Annotated in this window: 13 protein-coding genes; 7 read left to right on the top strand and 6 right to left on the bottom strand. The window is 71.3% G+C overall.

All coding sequences use genetic code 11. From position 1 onward, the window contains the following. Positions 1–223: 223 nt before the first annotated feature. Positions 224–3331: an ATP-dependent helicase gene (locus ACIBVN_RS39550; RefSeq protein WP_397145419.1), complete on the top strand. Its 3108-nt coding sequence runs from the start codon at positions 224–226 to the stop codon at positions 3329–3331. Then, complete coding sequence (locus ACIBVN_RS39545) at positions 3325–6603, top strand: ATP-dependent helicase (protein ID WP_397145418.1); 3279 nt, start codon at positions 3325–3327, stop codon at positions 6601–6603. Before ACIBVN_RS39550 ends, ACIBVN_RS39545 begins: the two co-directional genes overlap by 7 nt. Here ACIBVN_RS39545 and ACIBVN_RS39540 read toward each other — a convergent pair. Genes ACIBVN_RS39540 through ACIBVN_RS39525 form a run of 4 tightly spaced genes read right to left on the bottom strand, consistent with a single transcriptional unit; the run spans position 6563 to position 11674 of the window. Then, the gene (locus ACIBVN_RS39540) at positions 6563–7633 is read right to left on the bottom strand and encodes a type III PLP-dependent enzyme (protein ID WP_397145417.1); all 1071 of its coding nucleotides are present in this window, start codon (positions 7631–7633) and stop codon (positions 6563–6565) included. The two genes, ACIBVN_RS39545 and ACIBVN_RS39540, sit on opposite strands and share 41 nt — an antisense overlap. After that, complete coding sequence (locus ACIBVN_RS39535) at positions 7630–9162, bottom strand: IucA/IucC family protein (protein ID WP_397145416.1); 1533 nt, start codon at positions 9160–9162, stop codon at positions 7630–7632. Before ACIBVN_RS39535 ends, ACIBVN_RS39540 begins: the two co-directional genes overlap by 4 nt. Then, positions 9162–10622 (bottom strand): IucA/IucC family protein, encoded by a 1461-nt coding sequence (locus ACIBVN_RS39530; RefSeq protein WP_397145415.1) that lies wholly within the window; start codon positions 10620–10622, stop codon positions 9162–9164. The genes ACIBVN_RS39535 and ACIBVN_RS39530 overlap by 1 nt, the downstream gene beginning before the upstream one ends. Next, positions 10619–11674 carry a siderophore biosynthesis protein gene (locus ACIBVN_RS39525; RefSeq protein ID WP_397145414.1) on the bottom strand — a complete coding sequence of 352 codons (1056 nt, stop codon included), beginning with the start codon at positions 11672–11674 and terminating at the stop codon, positions 10619–10621. Before ACIBVN_RS39525 ends, ACIBVN_RS39530 begins: the two co-directional genes overlap by 4 nt. Positions 11675–11903: 229 nt before the next feature. Here ACIBVN_RS39525 and nudC point away from each other — a divergent pair, with 229 nt between their 5' ends. Then, positions 11904–12878, top strand: coding sequence for an NAD(+) diphosphatase (nudC, locus tag ACIBVN_RS39520; protein ID WP_397145413.1), 975 nt, complete (start codon positions 11904–11906; stop codon positions 12876–12878). Here the strand turns inward: nudC and ACIBVN_RS39515 are convergent, their stop codons facing one another. Together ACIBVN_RS39515 and ACIBVN_RS39510 are read right to left on the bottom strand one after the other, a co-directional pair. Beyond that, the gene (locus ACIBVN_RS39515; protein ID WP_397145412.1) at positions 12879–13127 is read right to left on the bottom strand and encodes a mycoredoxin; all 249 of its coding nucleotides are present in this window, start codon (positions 13125–13127) and stop codon (positions 12879–12881) included. It lies immediately after the preceding gene. Positions 13128–13206: 79 nt separating this feature from the next. Then, positions 13207–14106: an alpha/beta hydrolase gene (locus tag ACIBVN_RS39510; RefSeq protein WP_397145411.1), complete on the bottom strand. Its 900-nt coding sequence runs from the start codon at positions 14104–14106 to the stop codon at positions 13207–13209. Positions 14107–14258: 152 nt separating this feature from the next. Between ACIBVN_RS39510 and ACIBVN_RS39505 the strand changes: the two genes are divergently transcribed. From ACIBVN_RS39505 to ACIBVN_RS39490, 4 genes are all read left to right on the top strand, one after another. Beyond that, positions 14259–16289, top strand: coding sequence for an ATP-dependent DNA helicase UvrD2 (locus ACIBVN_RS39505; protein ID WP_397145491.1), 2031 nt, complete (start codon positions 14259–14261; stop codon positions 16287–16289). 476 nt (positions 16290–16765) lie between these two features. Further along, positions 16766–17635, top strand: a complete 870-nt coding sequence (tesB, locus tag ACIBVN_RS39500; protein WP_397145410.1) for an acyl-CoA thioesterase II — start codon at positions 16766–16768, stop codon at positions 17633–17635. 158 nt (positions 17636–17793) lie between these two features. Continuing rightward, positions 17794–18057 (top strand): hypothetical protein, encoded by a 264-nt coding sequence (locus ACIBVN_RS39495; RefSeq protein ID WP_397145409.1) that lies wholly within the window; start codon positions 17794–17796, stop codon positions 18055–18057. 128 nt (positions 18058–18185) lie between these two features. Then, the gene (locus ACIBVN_RS39490) at positions 18186–18455 is read left to right on the top strand and encodes a WhiB family transcriptional regulator (RefSeq protein WP_080045300.1); all 270 of its coding nucleotides are present in this window, start codon (positions 18186–18188) and stop codon (positions 18453–18455) included. Positions 18456–18501: the final 46 nt, after the last annotated feature.

Here is an 18501-nt window from a genome sequence, read left to right as displayed (position 1 = left end):
TGCGTAGGCGAGGGGGCGTGATCACCTGCCAAGCTGATGGCGAACAAGAGGGCGGCGTGTCGCGCGGGAAGGGGAGATTCGCCCCGATACGGTAGGCGGATCGTGTGGGGAGACCGGGCAAGTCGGCACGATCTACCCCTGTGGTCTGGTGGAATCTAGTGCTGTGAGTGGTCAGACCTGGCGGTTGGTGCGGCGTGGCAGCGGTGGCCCTGTTGTGCCCCCTGTGCTCGACGAGCACCAGCGTGCCGTGGTCGCCCACGAGAGCGGCCCGCTGCTCGTTCTCGCGGGCCCGGGCACCGGAAAGACCACCACGATCGTCGAGAGCGTGGTCGACAGGATCGACCGGCGCGGTCTCGACCCCGAGCGGGTGCTCATCCTCACCTTCAGCCGCAAGGCCGCCGAGGAGCTGCGCCAGCGGGTCACCGCCCGCCTGCGCCGCACCACCCGCACCCCGCTGGCCCTCACCTTCCACTCCTACGCGTACGCGCTGCTGCGCCGCGAGTCGGTGCTCGAGGGCAAGGCCCCGCCACGCCTGCTGACCGGGCCGGAGCAGCTGCTGGAGATCCGCCGGCTGCTCCACGGCGAGCTGGAGAGCGGCGCGCTCGACTGGCCGGTGTCGCTGCGCGAGGCGCTCAAGACCCGCGGGTTCGCTGAGGAGCTGCGCGACTTCCTGTCCAGGGCCAACGAACGCGGGCTCGAGGGCGAGCGGCTGGTCGCGCTCGGCAGGCTGCACGGCAGGACCGACTGGGTGGCGGCGGGCAGGTTCGCCGAGCGCTACCAGGACAGGTTCGACCTCGACCCGGAGGAGACGTACGACTACGCCGAGCTGATCGGCGCCGCCTCCGCGCTGCTGGCCAGACCGGAGGTGCGCGAGCGGGAGCGGGCGGCGCACGACGTGGTGTTCGTGGACGAATACCAGGACACCGACCCGGCCCAAGAGCTGCTGCTGGCGCAGCTGGCGGGCGACGGCCGCGACCTGGTCGCGGTGGGCGACCCCGACCAGTCGATCTACGGTTTCAGGGGCGCCGACGTGCAGGGCATCATGAAGTTCCCCGAGCGCTTCAGGACCCGCGACGGCCGCGACGCGCCGGTGCTGGCGCTGCGGGTGTGCCGCAGGAGCGGGGCCGACCTGCTCGAGGCCTCCCGCCGGGTCGCTGCCCGCCTGCCCGTCGCCCCGATGCCCGACCACGCGTACGGGCACGAGCACGACCACCGCGACCTGGCGCCGCTGCCCGAGTCCGAGCCCGGCGACGCGCGAGTGGTGCTGGCCGACAGCACCAGCCAGGAGGCGGCGATCGTGGCCGACACGCTGCGCCGCGCGCACCTGATCGACGGGGTGCCGTGGCACCGGATGGCCGTGCTGGTGCGCTCGGCCAAGCGCCAGGTTCCGCTGCTGCGGCGGGCACTGGTCAACGCGGGCGTGCCCACGATGATCGCGGGCGACGAGGTGCCGATCGCGCAGGAGCCCGGCGTGCGGCCGCTGCTCACCATGCTGCGGGTGGCCCTGGATCCCGCCCAGCTCGACGAGGGCGTGGCTGAGGAGCTGCTGACGGGGCCGCTCGGGGCCACGGACATGATCGGCGTACGCCGCCTGCGCCGCGCACTCAAGATCGCGGAGAACGAGGCGGAGGGGACGCGGTCGTCAGGCGAGCTGCTGGTCGCGGCCGTACAGGACGCCCGGGAGCTCACCCGCGTGGAGCCCCATGTGGCCCTGCCCGCCGAACGCGTGGCCAAGCTGCTCGCCGCCGCCCGCGAGGCCGCACAGCAGGAGGGCACCGCCGAGGACCTCCTGTGGACCGTGTGGCACGCCAGCGGCCTGGCCGGGCGCTGGAGCGAGCAGAGCCTGCAGGGCGGCCCCAGGGGCGCGCAGGCCGACCGCGACCTCGACGCCGTGGTGGCCCTGTTCGACCACGCGGCCAGGTTCGTGGACCGCATGCCCAAGGCGGGCCCCGAGGTGTTCATCGACGACCTGGCCGCCCAGGAGATCCCCGGCGACACCCTGGCCGACCGCGCCCCTGACGGCGACGCCGTGCGCGTGCTGACCGCCCACCGCTCCAAGGGCCTCGAATGGGACGTCGTGGTCGTCGCGGGCGTGCAGGAGGGCGTCTGGCCCGACCTGCGCTTGCGCGGGTCGCTGCTCGGCGTGGAGGACCTCGTCGAGGTGGTCGAGGGCACCCAGCCGAACGCCGCCTCGCTGGTCTCCAAGCTGCTGGCCGAGGAGCGCAGGCTGTTCTATGTGGCCGTCACCAGGGCCAGGCGCAGGCTGGTGGTGACCGCGGTGGGCGGCGAGGACACTGACGAGCGGCCGTCCAGGTTCCTGTCGGAGCTGATGCCGGGCGCGGTGGAGTCGGCCACGGTCGACGACCGGGCCCGCTGGCTGAACATGTCCGCGCTGGTGGCCGACCTCCGCAGCGCGGTGACCGACCCCACCAAGCCCCGAAAAATCCGCCAAAATGCCGCCAAGCAGCTCGCCCGCCTCGCCGCCGCGGGCGTCCAGGGCGCCCACCCCAACGACTGGTACGCCCTCACGCCCATCTCCGACGACCGCCCCCTGAGCTGGCCCGGCGACGTCGTCAGCATCTCGCCCTCGGCGGTCGAGAGCTTCACCAAATGCGGCCTGCGCTGGCTCCTCGAGACGGCCGTCGGAGCCGCGGGCACCAGCACCGCACAGGGCCTGGGCAACATCATCCACGCGCTGGCCGTCCTGGCCTCCACCGACCTGCCCAGCGAGGACCTCCTGGGCGACCGCCTCGACCAGATCTGGAACGACCTCGACTTCGGCGGCGCCTGGTACAACCGCAAGCAGCGCCAGGTCGCCGAGCAGATGATCGGCAAGTTCCTGCGCTGGCACAAGGAAAATCCGCGCGAGCTGGTGGCCCTGGAGGAGGCGTTCACGGCGATGGTGTCGGAGGGCGTCCAGATCAAGGGCCGCGTCGACCGGGTCGAGCGCGACTCCGACAACCGCGCCGTGATCATCGACCTCAAGACCGGCGGCTCCAAGCCCAAGGCCGGTGACCTCGACCGCCATCCCCAGCTCGGGGTCTACCAGCTCGCCGCGCTGCTGGGCGCGTTCGCGCGGCACGGCATGACCGAGCCGGGCGGCGCCGCGCTGGTCCAGGTCGGTAAGGCGGCGGGCAAGAACGAGGCGCTTGAGCAGCAGCAGCCGCCGCTGTCGGAGGACAAGGACCCCGGCTGGGCCAAGGACCTGGTGGACACGGTGGCGATCGGCATGTCGGGCCCGTTCTTCCAGGCCAAGGTCAACGACGGCTGCCGCACATGTGCGGCCAGGGCCAGCTGCCCGGTCAACGACAACGGGGGCCAGGTGTGCTGACCCCCGCCGAACTCGCCGACAAGCTCGGCATCCTGCCGCCCACCCGCGAGCAGGCCGCGGTCATCGAGTCCCCGCTGGAGCCGATGGTCGTCATGGCCGGCGCCGGCTCGGGCAAGAGCGAGACCATGGCCGGGCGCGTGGTCTGGCTCGTCGCCAACGGCCTCGTCAAGCCGGAGAACGTGCTGGGCCTGACCTTCACCCGCAAGGCCGCCGCCGAGCTGGCCACCAGGGTCAGGGAGCGGCTGAACGGCCTGGCCGAGGCGGGTCTGGTGGAGCCGGGCGCGCTCGACAACGAGCCGACCGTGTCCACCTACCACGCCTACGCCGCCCGGCTGGTCACCGACCACGCGCTGCGCGAAGGTCTCGAGCCGACCATGCGCCTGGTCACGCCCGCCGTGTCGTGGCAGCTCGCCTCGCGGGTGGTGGCGATGTACGACGGGCCGATGGACCGCATCGAGCTGGGCCCGCCGTCGGTCACGGCCGCCGTGCTTGAGCTCGCCGGCGAGTTGTCGGAGCACCTGCGATCGGCCGGCGACGTGCGGCGGGTGGGCGAGTGGCTGCAGGGCAGGCACGACGCGCTGCCGGGCAGGACGACCGTGGCCCAGCGCAAGCCGCTCAGCGTCCAGGCCGCCAGGGAGCAGCTGCTGCCGCTGGTGGAGGCGTACGAACGGCTCAAGCGCGGCCGGGAGGTCATCGACTACGGCGACCAGATGTCGCTGGCCGCCAGGATCGCCGCCAACCACAAGGAGGTCGGCGAGATCGAGCGCGCCCGCTACTCGGTGGTCCTGCTCGACGAATACCAGGACACCAGCCACGCCCAGCTCGTCCTGCTCCGCTCCCTGTACGGCGGCGGCCACCCGGTCACCGCCGTGGGCGACCCCTGCCAGTCGATCTACGGCTGGCGCGGCGCCTCCGCGGGCAACCTGCGCCGCTTCCCGCGCGACTTCCGCACCAGCACCGGCGACGCCGCCGAGGTCCGCCAGCTCAGCGTCAGCTTCCGCAACGGCGACCGCGTGCTCGACGTCGCCGCCCGCGTCCAGCTCCCGCTGCGCATGGAGGCCCGCGAGGTGCCGGTCCTGGTCCCCGGCCCCAACCGGGTCGAGCGCGGCCGCGTCACGTGCGCCTTCCACGAGACCGCCGAGGACGAGGCGAAGTGGATCGCCGACGGCATCGGCAAGATCCTCGGCCAGGAGGTCGCCCCCGACGGCATGCCCTGGGGCGAGAAGGAGCGCAAGAAGACGCTCGCCATACAACCCCAGGACGTGGCGATCCTCGCGCGCAAGCGGTCGCAGTTCCCCGCGCTGCGCAGGGCGCTCGAAGAACGCGACATCCCGGTCGAGGTGGTCGGGCTCGGCGGCCTGCTGACCGTGCCCGAGGTGACCGACATCGTGGCCACCCTGCGCGTCCTGTACGACCCGACGGCCGGTGACGCGCTGGCCAGGCTCCTGGCCGGGCCGCGCTGGCGCATCGGCCCCGCCGACCTGCGGGTGCTGGGGGAGCACGCCAGGCAGCTGGCCCGCGAGCTGAGCGACAGCGGCCGCGAGGAGGACCCGCTCGACCAGGTGGTGGCCGATCTGGCCGAGGAGCGCGGCAGCCTGGTGGACGCGCTGGACGAGCTGCCCGACAGGGAGGAGTGGCTGGAGCCGCTCTCGCCGCTGGCCCGCACCAGGCTCGTCGCGCTCGCCCACGAGCTGCGCCGGCTCAGGGCGCACACCGCGCAGCCGCTCCCTGACCTGATCACCGAGGTCGAGCGCACGCTCGGGCTCGACGTCGAGGTGGCCGCGCGCAGCGGCACGGCGAGCGCGTTCGCGGCGCGGGCCGATCTGGACGCGTTCATCGACGCGGCGTCCAGGTTCGCGGGTGACGCCGAGGATCCGACGCTCGGGGCGTTCCTGGCCTACCTGCAGGCGGCGGAGAGCGAGGAGTTCGGGCTGGAGGCGGGCCGGGTCGGCGAGAGCAACAGCGTCAAGCTCATGACCGTGCACGCCTCCAAGGGCCTGGAGTGGCCGGTCGTGGTCGTGCCGGGCCTGTCGCGGCTCGTCAGCTCGAAGGGGACGATCGCGACGGGCAGCATCTTCCCCGCCACACCGGTCATGAACAGCCGCTGGACGGAAAACCCGCGCAAGCTGCCCTACACCCTGCGCGGCGACGCCGCCGACCTGCCCAGGCTGGCCGGGCTGAGCAAGGAGGAGCTGGCCGCGTTCGACGAGCACTGCCGCGAGCGCGACCTGATGGAGGAGCGCAGGCTGGCGTACGTGGCCGTCACCCGCGCCCACTACCACCTGATCGCCTCCGGCTACCGCTGGGGCAGCGCCACCAAGCCCCTGGAGCCGTCCGACTTCCTGCTGGAGATCCGCGACACCGCCGACCGCGTCTCGTTCTGGGCCGAGGAGCCGGCGGACGGCGCCACCAACCCGCTGCTCGCCGAGCCCGCCGAGGCCACCTGGCCGGTCACGCCCGAGGGCCTGCGCTACGAGTCCGTGCTGGACGGCGCCAGACTGGTCGAGGACGCGCTGGCGGGCGCCCTCGCGGACGAGGAGGACGAGCCGCTGCGGGCGTTCGAGGAGGAGCGCCTGCGGGCCTGGGAGCGCGACACCGAGCTGCTGCTGCGCGAGCGCGAGCTGTATCACCGCAGGCCGGCCACGACGGTCGAGCTGCCCGCGAAGCTGACCGTGTCGTCACTGGTCACGCTGGCCGGCGACCCGGGCGAGCTGGCCCGCAGGATCCGCCGCCCCGTGCCGGTCAAGCCCGCGCCGCTGGCGCGCCGGGGCACGTCGTTCCACAAGTGGCTGGAGACGCGGTGGGACCAGCAGCGGCTGATCGACGACCTGGAGCTGTACGACGAGGAGCTCGAAGAGGCCGATGTGCGCCTGGCCGAGCTGCAGGAGCGGTTCGAGGCGAGCGAGTGGGCCGATCGGCGGCCGGTCGATCTGGAGGTGCCGTTCGAGACCATGATCGCCGACCGGCTGGTGCGCGGGCGGATGGACGCGGTCTTCGAGCTGCCCGGCGGCGGTTACGAGGTCGTCGACTGGAAGACCGGCCAGCCGCCCAAGGGGAAGGCCGCCAAGGTGGCGTCGGTGCAGCTCGCCGCGTACCGGCTGGCCTGGTCGCACCTGGCGGACGTGCCGCTGGAGAAGGTGCGTGCGGCCTTCCACTACGTACGCGCGAACCGCACCGTACGGCCCGTCAACCTGCTCGACGCCGACGGCCTGGTCGCCCTCATCGAGAGGGTCAGCCTCTTAGATAGTGGAACGCCGGCTTCGGATGCATGAGGAAGTCGTGGTGAGAGATGTTCCAGGCGTAGGCGCCGGCCATCTCGAACACCACCGTGTCTCCGATGTGCGCAGAGGTCATGATTTTTCGGGAAAAAACGTCTTTTGGGGTGCATAGCTGGCCGACGAAGGTGATCGGCTCGTCCGCAACGCCCGGCCCCTCGCCCGTCGGCAGGATCGTGAACGGCTGGTCGTGGCCCTTGGTCGCCGGGGTGCGGAGGTGGTGCGTGCCGCCCAGCAGGATCGCGTACGCCTCGCCGCGCACCCGCTTCACGTCCACGACCCTGGTCACGTAGTAGCCGCAGTACACGGTCAGCGCCCTGCCGGGCTCGATCCGCAGCGTCCTGCCCCCGCCGAGCGCCGCCAGGCCGCGCCCGTAGCCCGCCCAGTCGAAGCGCGACTCCGGCGCGGCGTAGGAGACCCCCATGCCGCCGCCCAGGTTGACCTCCTCGTGCCCGTTGTCCAGCAGGGCCCCGGCCAGGGCCAGGAGCTGGGGCGCGGCCAGGCCGCTGGCCAGGTGGGTGTGCAGGCCGCGCAGCCGTACCCGATCGCCGAACAGCGGCAGGCACTCGGCCACGCCCTGCTCGTCCATGCCGAACGGCCCGCTCATCGTGAGCGCGGCGCCCTCGACGGGAAGGTCGGGGTTGAGCCTGAGCAGCACGTCGGCCTCCAGACCGGTGCCGAGGAGGCGGCGCAGCTCGTTCGGGGACTCGACGTGGATGCGGTGGTGCGGCAGGCGCAGCTCGGCGTCGGTCTTGCCGGGGCCGCCGAGCGCCAGTTTCTTGCCCGGGCACAGGGCCGCGACATGCGCGTGCTCGCCCGCCGACGACACCTCGAAGCCGTCCACGTGGCCCGCCAGCACGCGCAGCAGCTCGGCGTCCGGATTGGCCTTGACGGCGTAGTACAGCTCGATGCCCCCCAGCGCCCGCCGTATGGACGCGACGTGCTCGTCCAGCGCCGGCAGGTCATAGAGGTAGGCGGGAACATCCGGCAGGCTCAGAGCGGCGTTCTGGACGCGGTCGGAGATCATGCGAGCGGGTTCGCGATCGGGACGTAATCGGCGGCGCGGTCGGCGGCCCTGGCCCAGCGGACGCCCAGGTTCGCCTTGGCGGGCAGCGGCGCCCCGGCAAGCAGGTCCGACAGGGGCAGCGGCCAGCCGAGCTCATCGGCCTGGTGAACGAGCAGGTCGCGGGCGGCCCGCCACAGCTCGCGCAGCAGCCCGTCATCCGGCCCCGCCAGCGTGGCGGCGATCTCGGTCAGGTGGTTGACGAGCAGGCAGTAGACCACCCGGGCCCAGCCGCGCTCGGCGTCGTAGGTGAGCGCCCGGGCCACCTCGGGGCGCAGACCGGTGAGGTCGTGGCGGCCCGCGACCAGCTTGGTGCCCTCCAGGTCGCGGAAGACGGCCTGTACGGGCAGGCCGTCCGCGTCCAGGCCGACCAGGACGTTCTGGAGATGGGGCTCGAGCACGACGCCGTAGGTGAAGTACAGCTCCAGGACGGGCAGGGCCACCGCCGTCACGTACGCGTGCCACCAGGCGAGCGGGTCCTTCGCCGATGCGTCGAGGGCGAGCGCGGCGGCCAGCACAGGAGTCACGCCGGGGTCGCAGGCCGCCCAGGGGCTCTGCCTGACGATCACGCCCAGGCCCTCGTGGAGCCGGGTGCCGAGGGCGACCGAGCGGTAGCCGGGCTCGGGCAGCCAGCGGGTGGCGGGGTGCTTGCCGGATATTTCCTCGAAAATCGGTGCCAGCCGGGATGTGAGCTCCACGGCTCCGGCCAGCTCGTACCAGGCGTTCTTCCGCACGCAGTTCGTGATCCGGACGTCCAGGGAGAACTTCAGGCAGGCCTCCGGCCCGGGGGCGTACACGGTCCGGACGGACGAGGTCGGCATGACAGCCGGCCCAGGACCCAGGTCGACCAGCTCGGCCCCGAACGCCGGCCGCAGCAGCTCCAGCTGCCACGGATGCGCAGGGAGCAGCCGGTACCCGGCCGGCGCCGCACCCATGGCGTCCAGCACCGACACGTCGCCGCCCTCCGCGAGCACGTCCTCCCGCACGCCGAGCAGCCTGACCGGGAACTGGGCGTGCGCCTCGGGCGCGTACCGCAGCCAGCCGTCCCCGCCGCGCGCCTTGGGGCTGGGATGGAACGGATGCCCGTACACCAGCGCCTGCTCCGAGGCCAGCCACGGATCGGCGGGCGGCACGGCCTCCTGCCTGGCCCGCAGGATCGCCGCCACGGCCTCCCTGCTGGCCGCCACCTGCCCGCCGAACTCGCCGTTCTCCCCGTGGAGGTCGGACTCGGCCAGACGCACCAGCTCGTCGGTGGTCAACGGCTGCCAGGCGCCGCCTTCCAGGCGTTCCGGCCGGCCGTCGAAGCGCAGTGCGGCGCCTCCGTACGTACGGGCCCGCAGCAGCGTGCCGGCCACCCGCAGCAGCAGGTACGGCGGGGCAGGCCACACCAGGCCGCGCGGCCCGGCCACCTCCCGCACGCAGCAGCGCAGCAGGGCCGCCAGCGTCGCCTCCTCGGCCAGGGCGGAGGGCGCGTCGATGGCCAGTCCTTGCATCAAGCTCTCCTCAGGTAGTTGGGCCCGCTGGTGCCGTAGAACTTGTTGATGTCGCGTGCGCCGGAACGTTCCTTCGCCACGAGCGTCCCAGCGGTGATCATGGATTTGCCCGTGAGCCTGACGGCGTCCAGGGTCCTGGCGCGCAGGATCTTGGCCATGGGGTCGTCGCCGTACTCGTCGAGCGCCTCGGCCAGGGTGTCGCGCAGCAGCGCGCCCGCCCGGTCGTGCGGCATCGCCGCGAACGCCACGGCTGCGGCGGCGAGGTGCAGCGTGATGGTCACGAACACGTCGGCCAGCGCGTGCGGATCGTCGTTCAACATCCGCTCGTCGGCGAACTCCGGCACCGCGAGCCCGGCGGCACGCAACCTCGCGGGCGAGGCCAGCAGCCCGTCGTTGTCCTTGACCAGCAGCCGCATCCGGTCGCCCTGGAAGACCAAAGCGAGATTCTGCTGATGGGCTTCGAGCGCGACGCCGTACCGCACGAAGAGCCGCACGTTCCACCGCAGCAGCATCCGCAGGTAGGCGGGGACGACGTCGCCCAACTCGGCGAGCACTCCTGGCGCCGCCAGCGCGGCCACCGGCACGATCTCGCCCTCGGGCAGCCGCCTGACCATCCAGGCGAGGTACTCGTGGCCGGAGTGCGCATGGACCTGCTCGTCGGCCAGCAGCACGTCCGGGTCGGCCAGCTCCCGCAGCAGCAGCTCGGCCTTCGCGCCGTCGTCCAACGTGCCTGGCTTGATCGAGCGCCGGTTCCGCATGCCCAGGGTGCTGATCGGCAGGGGGAGCTTGAGATGGGTGCGGGGGTCGATCTCGACGGTCCGCATCGACAGGGTGGGCCGCACGCTCACCCTGGCCTCCTCGAGGACCCGTACCCCGTCGATCTTCCGCACCTCGCCGACGGTCAGCGGATGCACCGGGAACAGCACCTCGTCGCTCTCCCAGGGCGCCACGTCGGCGGGAAGGCGCGTGGCGGAGCCGGGCACCGCGGTCCAGCGCAGCTCGAACGAGGGCGCGAACTCCGGCGCGTAGGCCAGCAGCTCGGCCTCGGACAATCCCACACGAGCCCGGGAGGTCGGATAGACGGGATGATCCACGAACGCGGCGAGCACCTCATAAGAGGGCTTGCGCCCGAGCACCTCGGCGGCGTGCGCGTCGTGCAGCTCCAGGGCGGCCAGCGCCGCCAGGCACTCCTCGAAGAAGGCCGCGACCCCCTCGGAGTCGGCCGGGTCCGCGACCTCCGCCAGCGTCTCCAGCACCTGCTCCAGCCCCAGCCGCTCGCCTTCCGCGACCACGAAGTCCTGGAACAGCACCCCGGGGGCCAGCCGTACCCACCGCCCGTCCGCCAGCAGCAGCCCCGCGCCGTCCTTGGTCCGGCTGATCCGGGAGGACAGCCCGCCGTAGTCCTCGCGCAGCAGCGTGTTCAGCACCCGGGCGGCCAGGTAGGCCTCCCGACCGCTCATTCGATCACCCACGGCCGCGCGGCCCGGTAGGCCTCGATCGCCGAGTCCACGACCTCCCGGGAAGGGCCGACGGCCCGTACCACGCCGAGGTAGTCCCGGTTCGTGTGCGTGAGGGAGACGACGTCCCCGACCCGCCGCAGAGGCCGGTGCCACAGCCGGACGTCCCCGTCGACCAGTGCCTCGGTCCCGGGAGCGTCCTTGACGGTCCCCGACCGGTCCGCGACCAGGCTCACCGCGCTCCCGTATGCGGAGATTTCCGGAATGTCGGGCACGGGCTCGCCGAGGTGCACCCGCAGGATCCACTCGAACAGCGGCACGCCGAGCACATCACCGAGCAGGAAGTCACAATGGTCACCGATCGCCCGGTAGTTCACCTCGACGATCCGAGGTCCCCTGGGGGTGACCACGTACTCGGTGTGACAGGCCCCGAACCCGACCCCGAGCGCCCGCAACGCGCCGAGCACGTGCTCGTGTGAGGTGTCCCGCGGCGCCCAGTCGAGCCGCTCCTCGATGAAGTACGGCAGCGCCCCCAGGGCCGTCTCGAACCCTCCGAGCACCCGCACCCCGGCGGAGTCCCCCAGCGTCTCCAGCGTCCGCAGCGGCCCTTGGAGGTACTCCTCGACGACCAGTGCCTCGCCGGGTCGCCGCTTCCTGAGCGCGGCCACCGCCCCGGCCAGGTCGCGTTCGACGAGCATGACGTCCTCGCTGGCCACGCCCTCGCGCGGCTTCAGCACGACCGGATAGGGCGGGCTCTCGGGCACCGGGTCGCCGGGGGCGAGCCGCGTCGACCACACGTGCTCGATCCCGGACTCGAGGAGCCTGCGACGCATCAGGAACTTGTTCTTGGCGGCCACGCACGCCCGCCAGTCCTTGCCGGGCAGCCCGAAATAGGCGGCCGCGAGCGCGGTCTCCGCCTGCAGGTGGTCGGAGTTGGTGAAGATCGCGTCCGGCCTGCCGAGGTGTTCGACGGCGTCGATCACGGCCCGCGGGTCGCGAACGTCGCACGCCAACGCGTGCGGATGGCGCTCCGGCCGATCCGTCAGGGTCGTCACCTCGCAACCCAGCGCCTGAGCCGCGGGCAAGAAGCCATCCGTCACGGAATCTGTTGGTTTGAGCGCGGTCAGATAGAGCCGCAACGCGAAGGCACCCCCGGATTATCAGGTAAGGCTAACCTAACTCATCGATCTTAGCCGCAGAGAGATCGCTCAGGGGCCCGGATACCTTAATCGGCGGCTAACTGCGAGGTCATAGGATGACAGGGGATTTGGGAAGGGGCGGCCTGTGGAGACGACCGCGGAAGAGCAACTCATCGGACCCCTGCTTCTGGCGCGCGGCACGATCGACAGATCGTCGGCGCTGCGTGCCAACGAGCGATGGCTGGAGCGGGCGTGGTCCGATCCGTCCACCCGGGTGCTGGTGATCGACAACGGTCACACGCTGGTGCGGCGGACGGGTGATGAGGTGCAAGCGGTGCTGTTCACGCCCGGCGACGCGCCGCCAGGACAGCGCTTCCTGCTCGGGCTGGAGGACGGAGTCGCGTACTTCGCGGTGGCCGCGGCGCTGCCCGGCATCCCCGCGGGCGACGTCAACGGCCGCGTGACGATGCCGATGAGCCTGGGCGACACGCCGGAGGGCAAGCCGGTGGCCGCCGGGCTGCGCCAGGTGGGCGGGCTGCTCGGCGACCGCGACGCGGGCCTGCTGGTCTACGCCGTGGCGCTGGAGGCCTGGCACACGACCCACGAATACTGCCCGCGCTGCGGCACCCGCACCGACGTCCAGGCCGGCGGCCACATCCGGATCTGCCCGCAGGACGCCAGCCAGCACTTCCCCCGCGTCGACCCCGCGGTGATCATGCTGGTACGCGACGAGGACGACCGCTGCCTGCTCGCCCGCGGCCCTCAGTGGCCGGAAGGGCGGTTGTCGATCCTGGCGGGGTTCGTGGAGCCGGGGGAGTCGCTGGAGCACGCCGTCGCGCGCGAGGTCGCCGAAGAGGTCGGCATCACCGTCGCCAACCCGCGCTATCTCGGCAGCCAGCCCTGGCCGTTCCCGCGCAGCCTCATGCTCGGCTTCTTCGCCGAGGCCACCTCGACCGAGCTCACGCCCGACGCGGAGGAGATCGCCGAGGCCCGCTGGTACTCCCGCGAGGAGCTGGCGCGGGCGCTGGAGTCCGGCGAGCTGCGCCTGCCGCCGCCGGTGTCGATAGCCCGCCGCCTGATCGAGACCTGGTACGGCGGCGAGCTGACCGGCGACTGGTGATCAGGCGGCTCCGAGCAGGGCCTTGACCTCGAGGGCGGAGGGGTTCGTCCGCACGACGCGGCCGTTGGGGGTCTCGATCACCACGGTCGGCACCGTCTGGTTGCCGTTGTTGACGCTCATCACGAACTCGGCAGCCGACGGGTCGCGCTCGATGTCGATCTCTCGGAAGCTGATGCCCTCGCGGGTGAGCTGGGACTTGAGCCGCTTGCAGGGGCCGCACCAGGTGGTGCTGTAGACCGTGAGCGCCATGTTGGGAGATCCCTCCGAGGTCAGGAATTCAGGCGCTCCTTGCAACAACGGCACGCGCCGGGTTAATCCCCCCGGGGGTTCACCCGCCGAGGCGCTCGGCGATCCAGGCCTGCACGCGCTCGGCCACGCCCGGCTCGCGGTAGAGAGGGTTGCTGTGGTTGACGCCCGGCTGGGTGATGACCGTCACGGGCACGCCCACCTGACCCAGCATCGTCCTGAGCAGCTGGCTCTGCACCGGCGGCACGAACTCGCCGTCCGAGTGCACGGTCAGCATCGGCGCGTCCTTGCGGCTGGCGTGCCAGGCCACCTCCATGCTGGCCCAGACCCGCGAGCACTTGCCCTTGGGCTGGCAGCCTCCGGCCAGGCGGATGGCGGCCGTACGGAGCTTGCGCTTGTTGGGGTCGCTGGCCTTCTCGCCGTCGGAGTAGGCGCGCAGGGGCGAGATGATCGGCGACAGGCCCACGACGCCCTTGAGCCCGTGAACGCCGTCGCCGTAGGTGCCCACCGCCGCCGCGATGTGACCCCCGGCGGAGAAGCCGACCACCACGTAGTTGCCCGGGTCGAACGCCCACCGGTCGGCGTGCCTGCGGGCCATCGCTATCGCGGCCAGCGCGTCCGTGCGCTGCGCGGGCCAGGCGGCGTCGCCGGAGAGCCGGTAGTTGAGGTTGAAGACCGTGTAGCCGAGCTCGGCGTACTGGCGGACGATCTCCTTCATGTAGCGCTTGTCGCCACCCGACCACCAGCCGCCGTGGATCAGGAAGACGCCCGGGCGCTGCTGGCCGTCGGCGGTCCACCAGACGTCCATGCTCTGACGTACGTGTGAGCCGTACGAGATGGTCTCGTTGGCGAAGCCGCCGAGACCCTCCTGGTCAATGACGGAGTTGGGGGCGGGCGTCGGCTCTTTGTTCGCGCTGGCGGCGACCGGCGTGAGCACGACGGCGGCGAGCGCGAGCACGCTCGCGGAAACCGCAGTTCGCACGGCTTTCCTTTCCCCCATACAGACGGTCGGCCCCATTGTGGGGGAAGAGACCAGTTCTTTGCGTTGGGACCACGATGAACATACGTCGGCCCGCATGTTGCCAGAATAAAGAGTCTTTCCGCTACACCTGGGAGTATGTACGGGTGAACAACATGGATGACGTCCTGGCGGGCCTCGATCCCGAGCAGCGCGCGGTGGCCGAGGCCGTACGCGGGCCGGTGTGTGTGCTGGCCGGCGCGGGTACGGGCAAGACCAGGGCGATCACCCATCGCATCGCGTACGCGGTGCACAGCGGGGTGGTCGACGCGCAGAGCGTGCTCGCTGTGACGTTCACCACTCGTGCGGCGGGGGAGCTGCGCCAGCGCCTGCGCGCGCTGGGGGCGCCCGGCGTGCAGGCCCGCACGTTCCACGCGGCGGCCCTGCGGCAGCTCACGTACTTCTGGCCGCGGGTCATCGGCGGCGAGGCGCCCTCGGTGATCGAGTCCAAGCTCCCGGTGCTGGCGGAGGCCTGCCGCCAGATCCGGAAAAATCCGGATCGGTCCGAGTTGCGGGACATCGCGGCCGAGGTCGAGTGGGCCAAGGTCACCCAGATCGGCCCAGAGGATTACGCGGCCGCCGCCGCGAAATACCACCGCACGCCGCCGGTCCCCCCGGAGGAGGTGGCCCGGCTCTATGAGGCGTACGAGCAGATCAGGCGCCAGCGCCACCTGGTCGACTTCGAGACCATCCTCGAGCTGACCGCGGCCGTGATGACCGAGCACCAGGAGGTCGCGGCCCAGATCCGCCAGCAGTACCGCTATTTCGTCGTGGACGAGTACCAGGACGTCAACCCGCTGCAGAAGCTCCTGCTCGACACCTGGCTCGGGGGCCGCGACGACCTCTGCGTGGTCGGCGACCCCAACCAGACGATCTACTCCTTCACCGGCGCCACCCCGCGCTACCTGACGGGCTTCGCCGTGGAACACCCGAACGCCACCGTCATCAAGCTGGTCCGCGACTACCGCTCGACCCCGCAGGTGGTGGACCTCGCCAACCGGATGGTCGCGAGGTCGCCGCACCGGCTCGACCTGGTGGCGCAGCGCCCCGACGGCCCCAAGCCGTCGTTCGCCGACTACGACGACGAGCCCGCCGAGGCCGCGGGGGTGGCCCGCGCGATCAGGAAGCTCCTGGACAAGGGCGTGCCCTCGCGGGAGATCGCGATCCTGTTCCGGATCAACTCGCAGTCGGAGTCGTACGAGGAGGCGCTGTCCAAGGCCGAGATCCCGTACGTGCTGCGCGGCGCCGAGCGCTTCTTCGACCGCCCCGAGGTACGCCAGGCGGTCGTGCTCCTGCGCGGCGCCGCCCGCTCCTCCGCCGGGGAGCCGCTGGCCTCGGAGGTCCACCACATCCTCAGCGGCGTGGGCCTGACGCCTTCCCCTCCGGGCGGCGGCAAGGCCAGGGAGCGATGGGAGTCCTTGAAGGCCCTGGCGGACCTGGCGGAGGACATGGCCGCCGAGGGCGCCGACCTGCCCACGTATGTGGCCGAGCTGGAACGCCGGGCCGCCGAACAGCACGCCCCGCCCGTGGAGGGCGTCACCCTGGCCTCTCTTCACGCCGCAAAGGGCCTGGAATGGGACGCCGTCTTCCTCGTCGGCCTGACGGACGGCATGCTCCCCATCATCTACGCCGAGACTCCGGAGCAGATCGAGGAGGAGCGCCGCCTCCTCTACGTCGGCATCACCCGCGCCAGGGAGCACCTGTCCCTCTCCTGGGCCGGAGCCCGCGCCCCGGGCGCCCGCAAGACCCGCCGCCCATCCCGCTTCCTCGACGGCTTCACCGGCCGCACCTCGTCCCCGCCCCGCCTCTCGCCGTCGCCCCGCGAGCGCCGCCCGGTGGCTGCCCCGGTGAGCTGCCGGGTGTGCGCCAAGACCCTGGTGGCGGCCGCCGAGCAGAAACTGGGCCGCTGCTCGACGTGCCCGGCGGACTATGACGAGGCCCTCCTGGAGCGACTGAAGGCCTGGCGCACGGCCACGGCCAAGGAGTCCAAGGTCCCGCCGTACGTCATCTTCACGGACGTGACCCTCCAGGCCATCGCTGAACGTGCGCCGGCGTCCGAGCAGGAGCTGCTGTCGATTGCGGGCGTCGGCAAGGTCAAACTCGACCGCTACGGCGAGGCCGTCCTGTCCCTCTGCCGCACCGACTGACCCACCTCCCCACACACGGCCCCGCCGCCCGTGTCCCGCTCGCGACGCGCCCTGTCCCGCTTCGACCGCTCGCGACACGCTCTGCCCCGCTTCGACCGCTCGCGACGCGCCCTGCCCCGCTTCGACCGCTCGCGACGCGCCCTGCCCCGCTTCCACCACCTCCGGGAGGCGTCCGCCTCTCGCCTCGGCCTCGCTTCCGGCGCGCCCGACGCCCGCAACCCCCAGTCCGGCGCTCCGCGCGTCCGTTCGCATCGATCGCGTCCGGCCTCCCTCTCGCCCCAGCAACTCAGGTACCCCGGCGCCACATACGCTGTGTTCTCCTCACCATCCAGGGCCACAGCCCCGTAACAAGAGAGAAACCAGCGCCGGGCATCAGCCGGGGATCACCGGGCAACACCAGGCCCACCTTTGGCCTTATAAAGGCGACACGTCAGACTTGTCCAAAGACACGGAAAGCACAAAGGGGGGACGGACACGTGAACGAGGCGCTGAAGGAGCTCCTGGACCTGCTCGACCTGGAGCAGATCGAGCTCGACATCTTCCGGGGACGAAGCCCGGAGGAGCGCATCCAGCGCGTCTTCGGCGGCCAGGTGGCGGCCCAGGCCCTCGTGGCGGCCGGCCGTACGGTCCCCAAGGACCGTAACGTGCACTCCCTCCACGCGTACTTCATCCGCCCGGGCGACCCCGCCGTCCCGATCGTCTACAACGTGGAGCGCCTGCGCGACGGCCGTTCGTTCACCACTCGCAGGGTCGTCGCCATTCAGCACGGCAAGGCGATCTTCACGATGTCGGCGTCGTTCCACATCACCGAGGAGGGCGTGGCGCATCAGGCGTCCGTGATGCCGCAGGTCCCCGACCCTGAGACGCTGCCCACGTTCCAGGACAGGATGTACGAGCTGGTCGGCGACAACTCCGGCCTCCGGGACTGGCTCTCGCGCCCCCGCCCGGTGGACGCCAGGTACGTCTCGCCGCTCACCTGGGAGGCGTTCAAGAACCCCGAGCTGCGCAGCGCCAACACCAACGTGTGGTTCCGCTACCACGCGGACCTGCCCGACGACCCGCTCCTGCACGTGGTGCTGGCCGCGTACGCCTCCGACTTCACGCTGGTCGACACGATATTGCTGACCCACGGCATGGCTTGGGGCGAGTCGAACGTCATGGGCGCGTCGCTGGACCACGCCATGTGGTTCCACCGCCCATTCCGGGCCGACGACTGGTTGCTCTATGCTCAGGAATCCCCCTGGTCGGGGGGAGCTCGGGGACTGGCTCGCGGTGAGATGTTCACTGCGTCGGGTGATCTCGTGGTCTCGGTTGTTCAAGAGGCCATGATCCGCCTGACAAAATAGTGCATACTCGCTGCCTGCGATGGCCGCCAGACGCGGCCAGTGTTACAAAATCGCAGGTAGAAAATATGTTGCCGGTTCCTGGGTTCCCGGTTTAGGGTCATGGTCAAGCGAGTCGGGACGCTCTTGTTCCGACGATCTCGAGAGTGGAGGTGAGTCACGTGATGAGCATCAAGATGTCGGCCACGCAGTGGCTCGCTTCCGCATGCCGTGACTCGGTGAGACTCGTCGATGGTCCCACCAAGCTGCGGCAGGAGAGGTCTGCCCGTAGCCAGGCGGCTGCCTACAACGCGCGCGTCCACTTCGGCGCCGCTGCGCAAGCTGCCCCTGCCTACCTCGGACGTATCGAACTGCCGGCCAACCAGCTCACCAAGGGTGGACTGTGGGGTCCGCAACCCTGGAGGGATGTACCGGTCATAACCTGACCGGCACATAGCCCACCAGGCCGCGGATCCGCAGACAGGATCCGCGGCCTTACTTATTTGTCCGTGATTCCCGACCACCTACGAGGTGCCCGACCAAGATCAAAAAGATCGATCAAAAGGAGAAGCAGATGGGGGCGAAGACGATCATGGACCTGATCGACGAAGCCAAGATCCCCTGCCGTACCGACCCTGACCTGTGGTTCGCCGAGTCGCCGGAGGACGTGGAGTTCGCGAAGGCACTCTGCGGCGGCTGCCCGATCCAGAAGGCCTGCCTGGCCCGCGCGCTCGAGCGCGAGGAGCCGTGGGGCGTCTGGGGCGGCGAACTGATCCTCAGGGGAACGATCGTTCCCCGCAAGCGTCCGCGCGGGCGTCCCCGCAAGCACCCGGTCGCTGCCTGAACACCGCACCTACCACCAGAAAGCGAACAGACCAATGAGCACTCAC

The sequence above is a fragment of the Nonomuraea sp. NPDC049400 genome, from assembly GCF_044466425.1.
In the GTDB taxonomy this organism is placed as follows: domain Bacteria; phylum Actinomycetota; class Actinomycetes; order Streptosporangiales; family Streptosporangiaceae; genus Nonomuraea.
This window is presented reverse-complemented; position numbering and strand designations above follow the sequence as displayed.

Bases quoted from the DNA above. Each gene is read 5' to 3' on its own strand.
- ACIBVN_RS39540 (WP_397145417.1), bottom strand. From the start codon at position 7,633: ATGATCTCCGACCGCGTCCAGAACGCCGCTCTGAGCCTGCCGGATGTT.
- ACIBVN_RS39535 (WP_397145416.1), bottom strand. From the start codon at position 9,162: ATGCAAGGACTGGCCATCGACGCGCCCTCCGCCCTGGCCGAGGAGGCG.
- ACIBVN_RS39530 (WP_397145415.1), bottom strand. From the start codon at position 10,622: ATGAGCGGTCGGGAGGCCTACCTGGCCGCCCGGGTGCTGAACACGCTG.
- ACIBVN_RS39515 (WP_397145412.1), bottom strand. From the start codon at position 13,127: ATGGCGCTCACGGTCTACAGCACCACCTGGTGCGGCCCCTGCAAGCGG.
- ACIBVN_RS39505 (WP_397145491.1), top strand. From the start codon at position 14,259: ATGGATGACGTCCTGGCGGGCCTCGATCCCGAGCAGCGCGCGGTGGCC.
- ACIBVN_RS39490 (WP_080045300.1), top strand. From the start codon at position 18,186: ATGGGGGCGAAGACGATCATGGACCTGATCGACGAAGCCAAGATCCCC.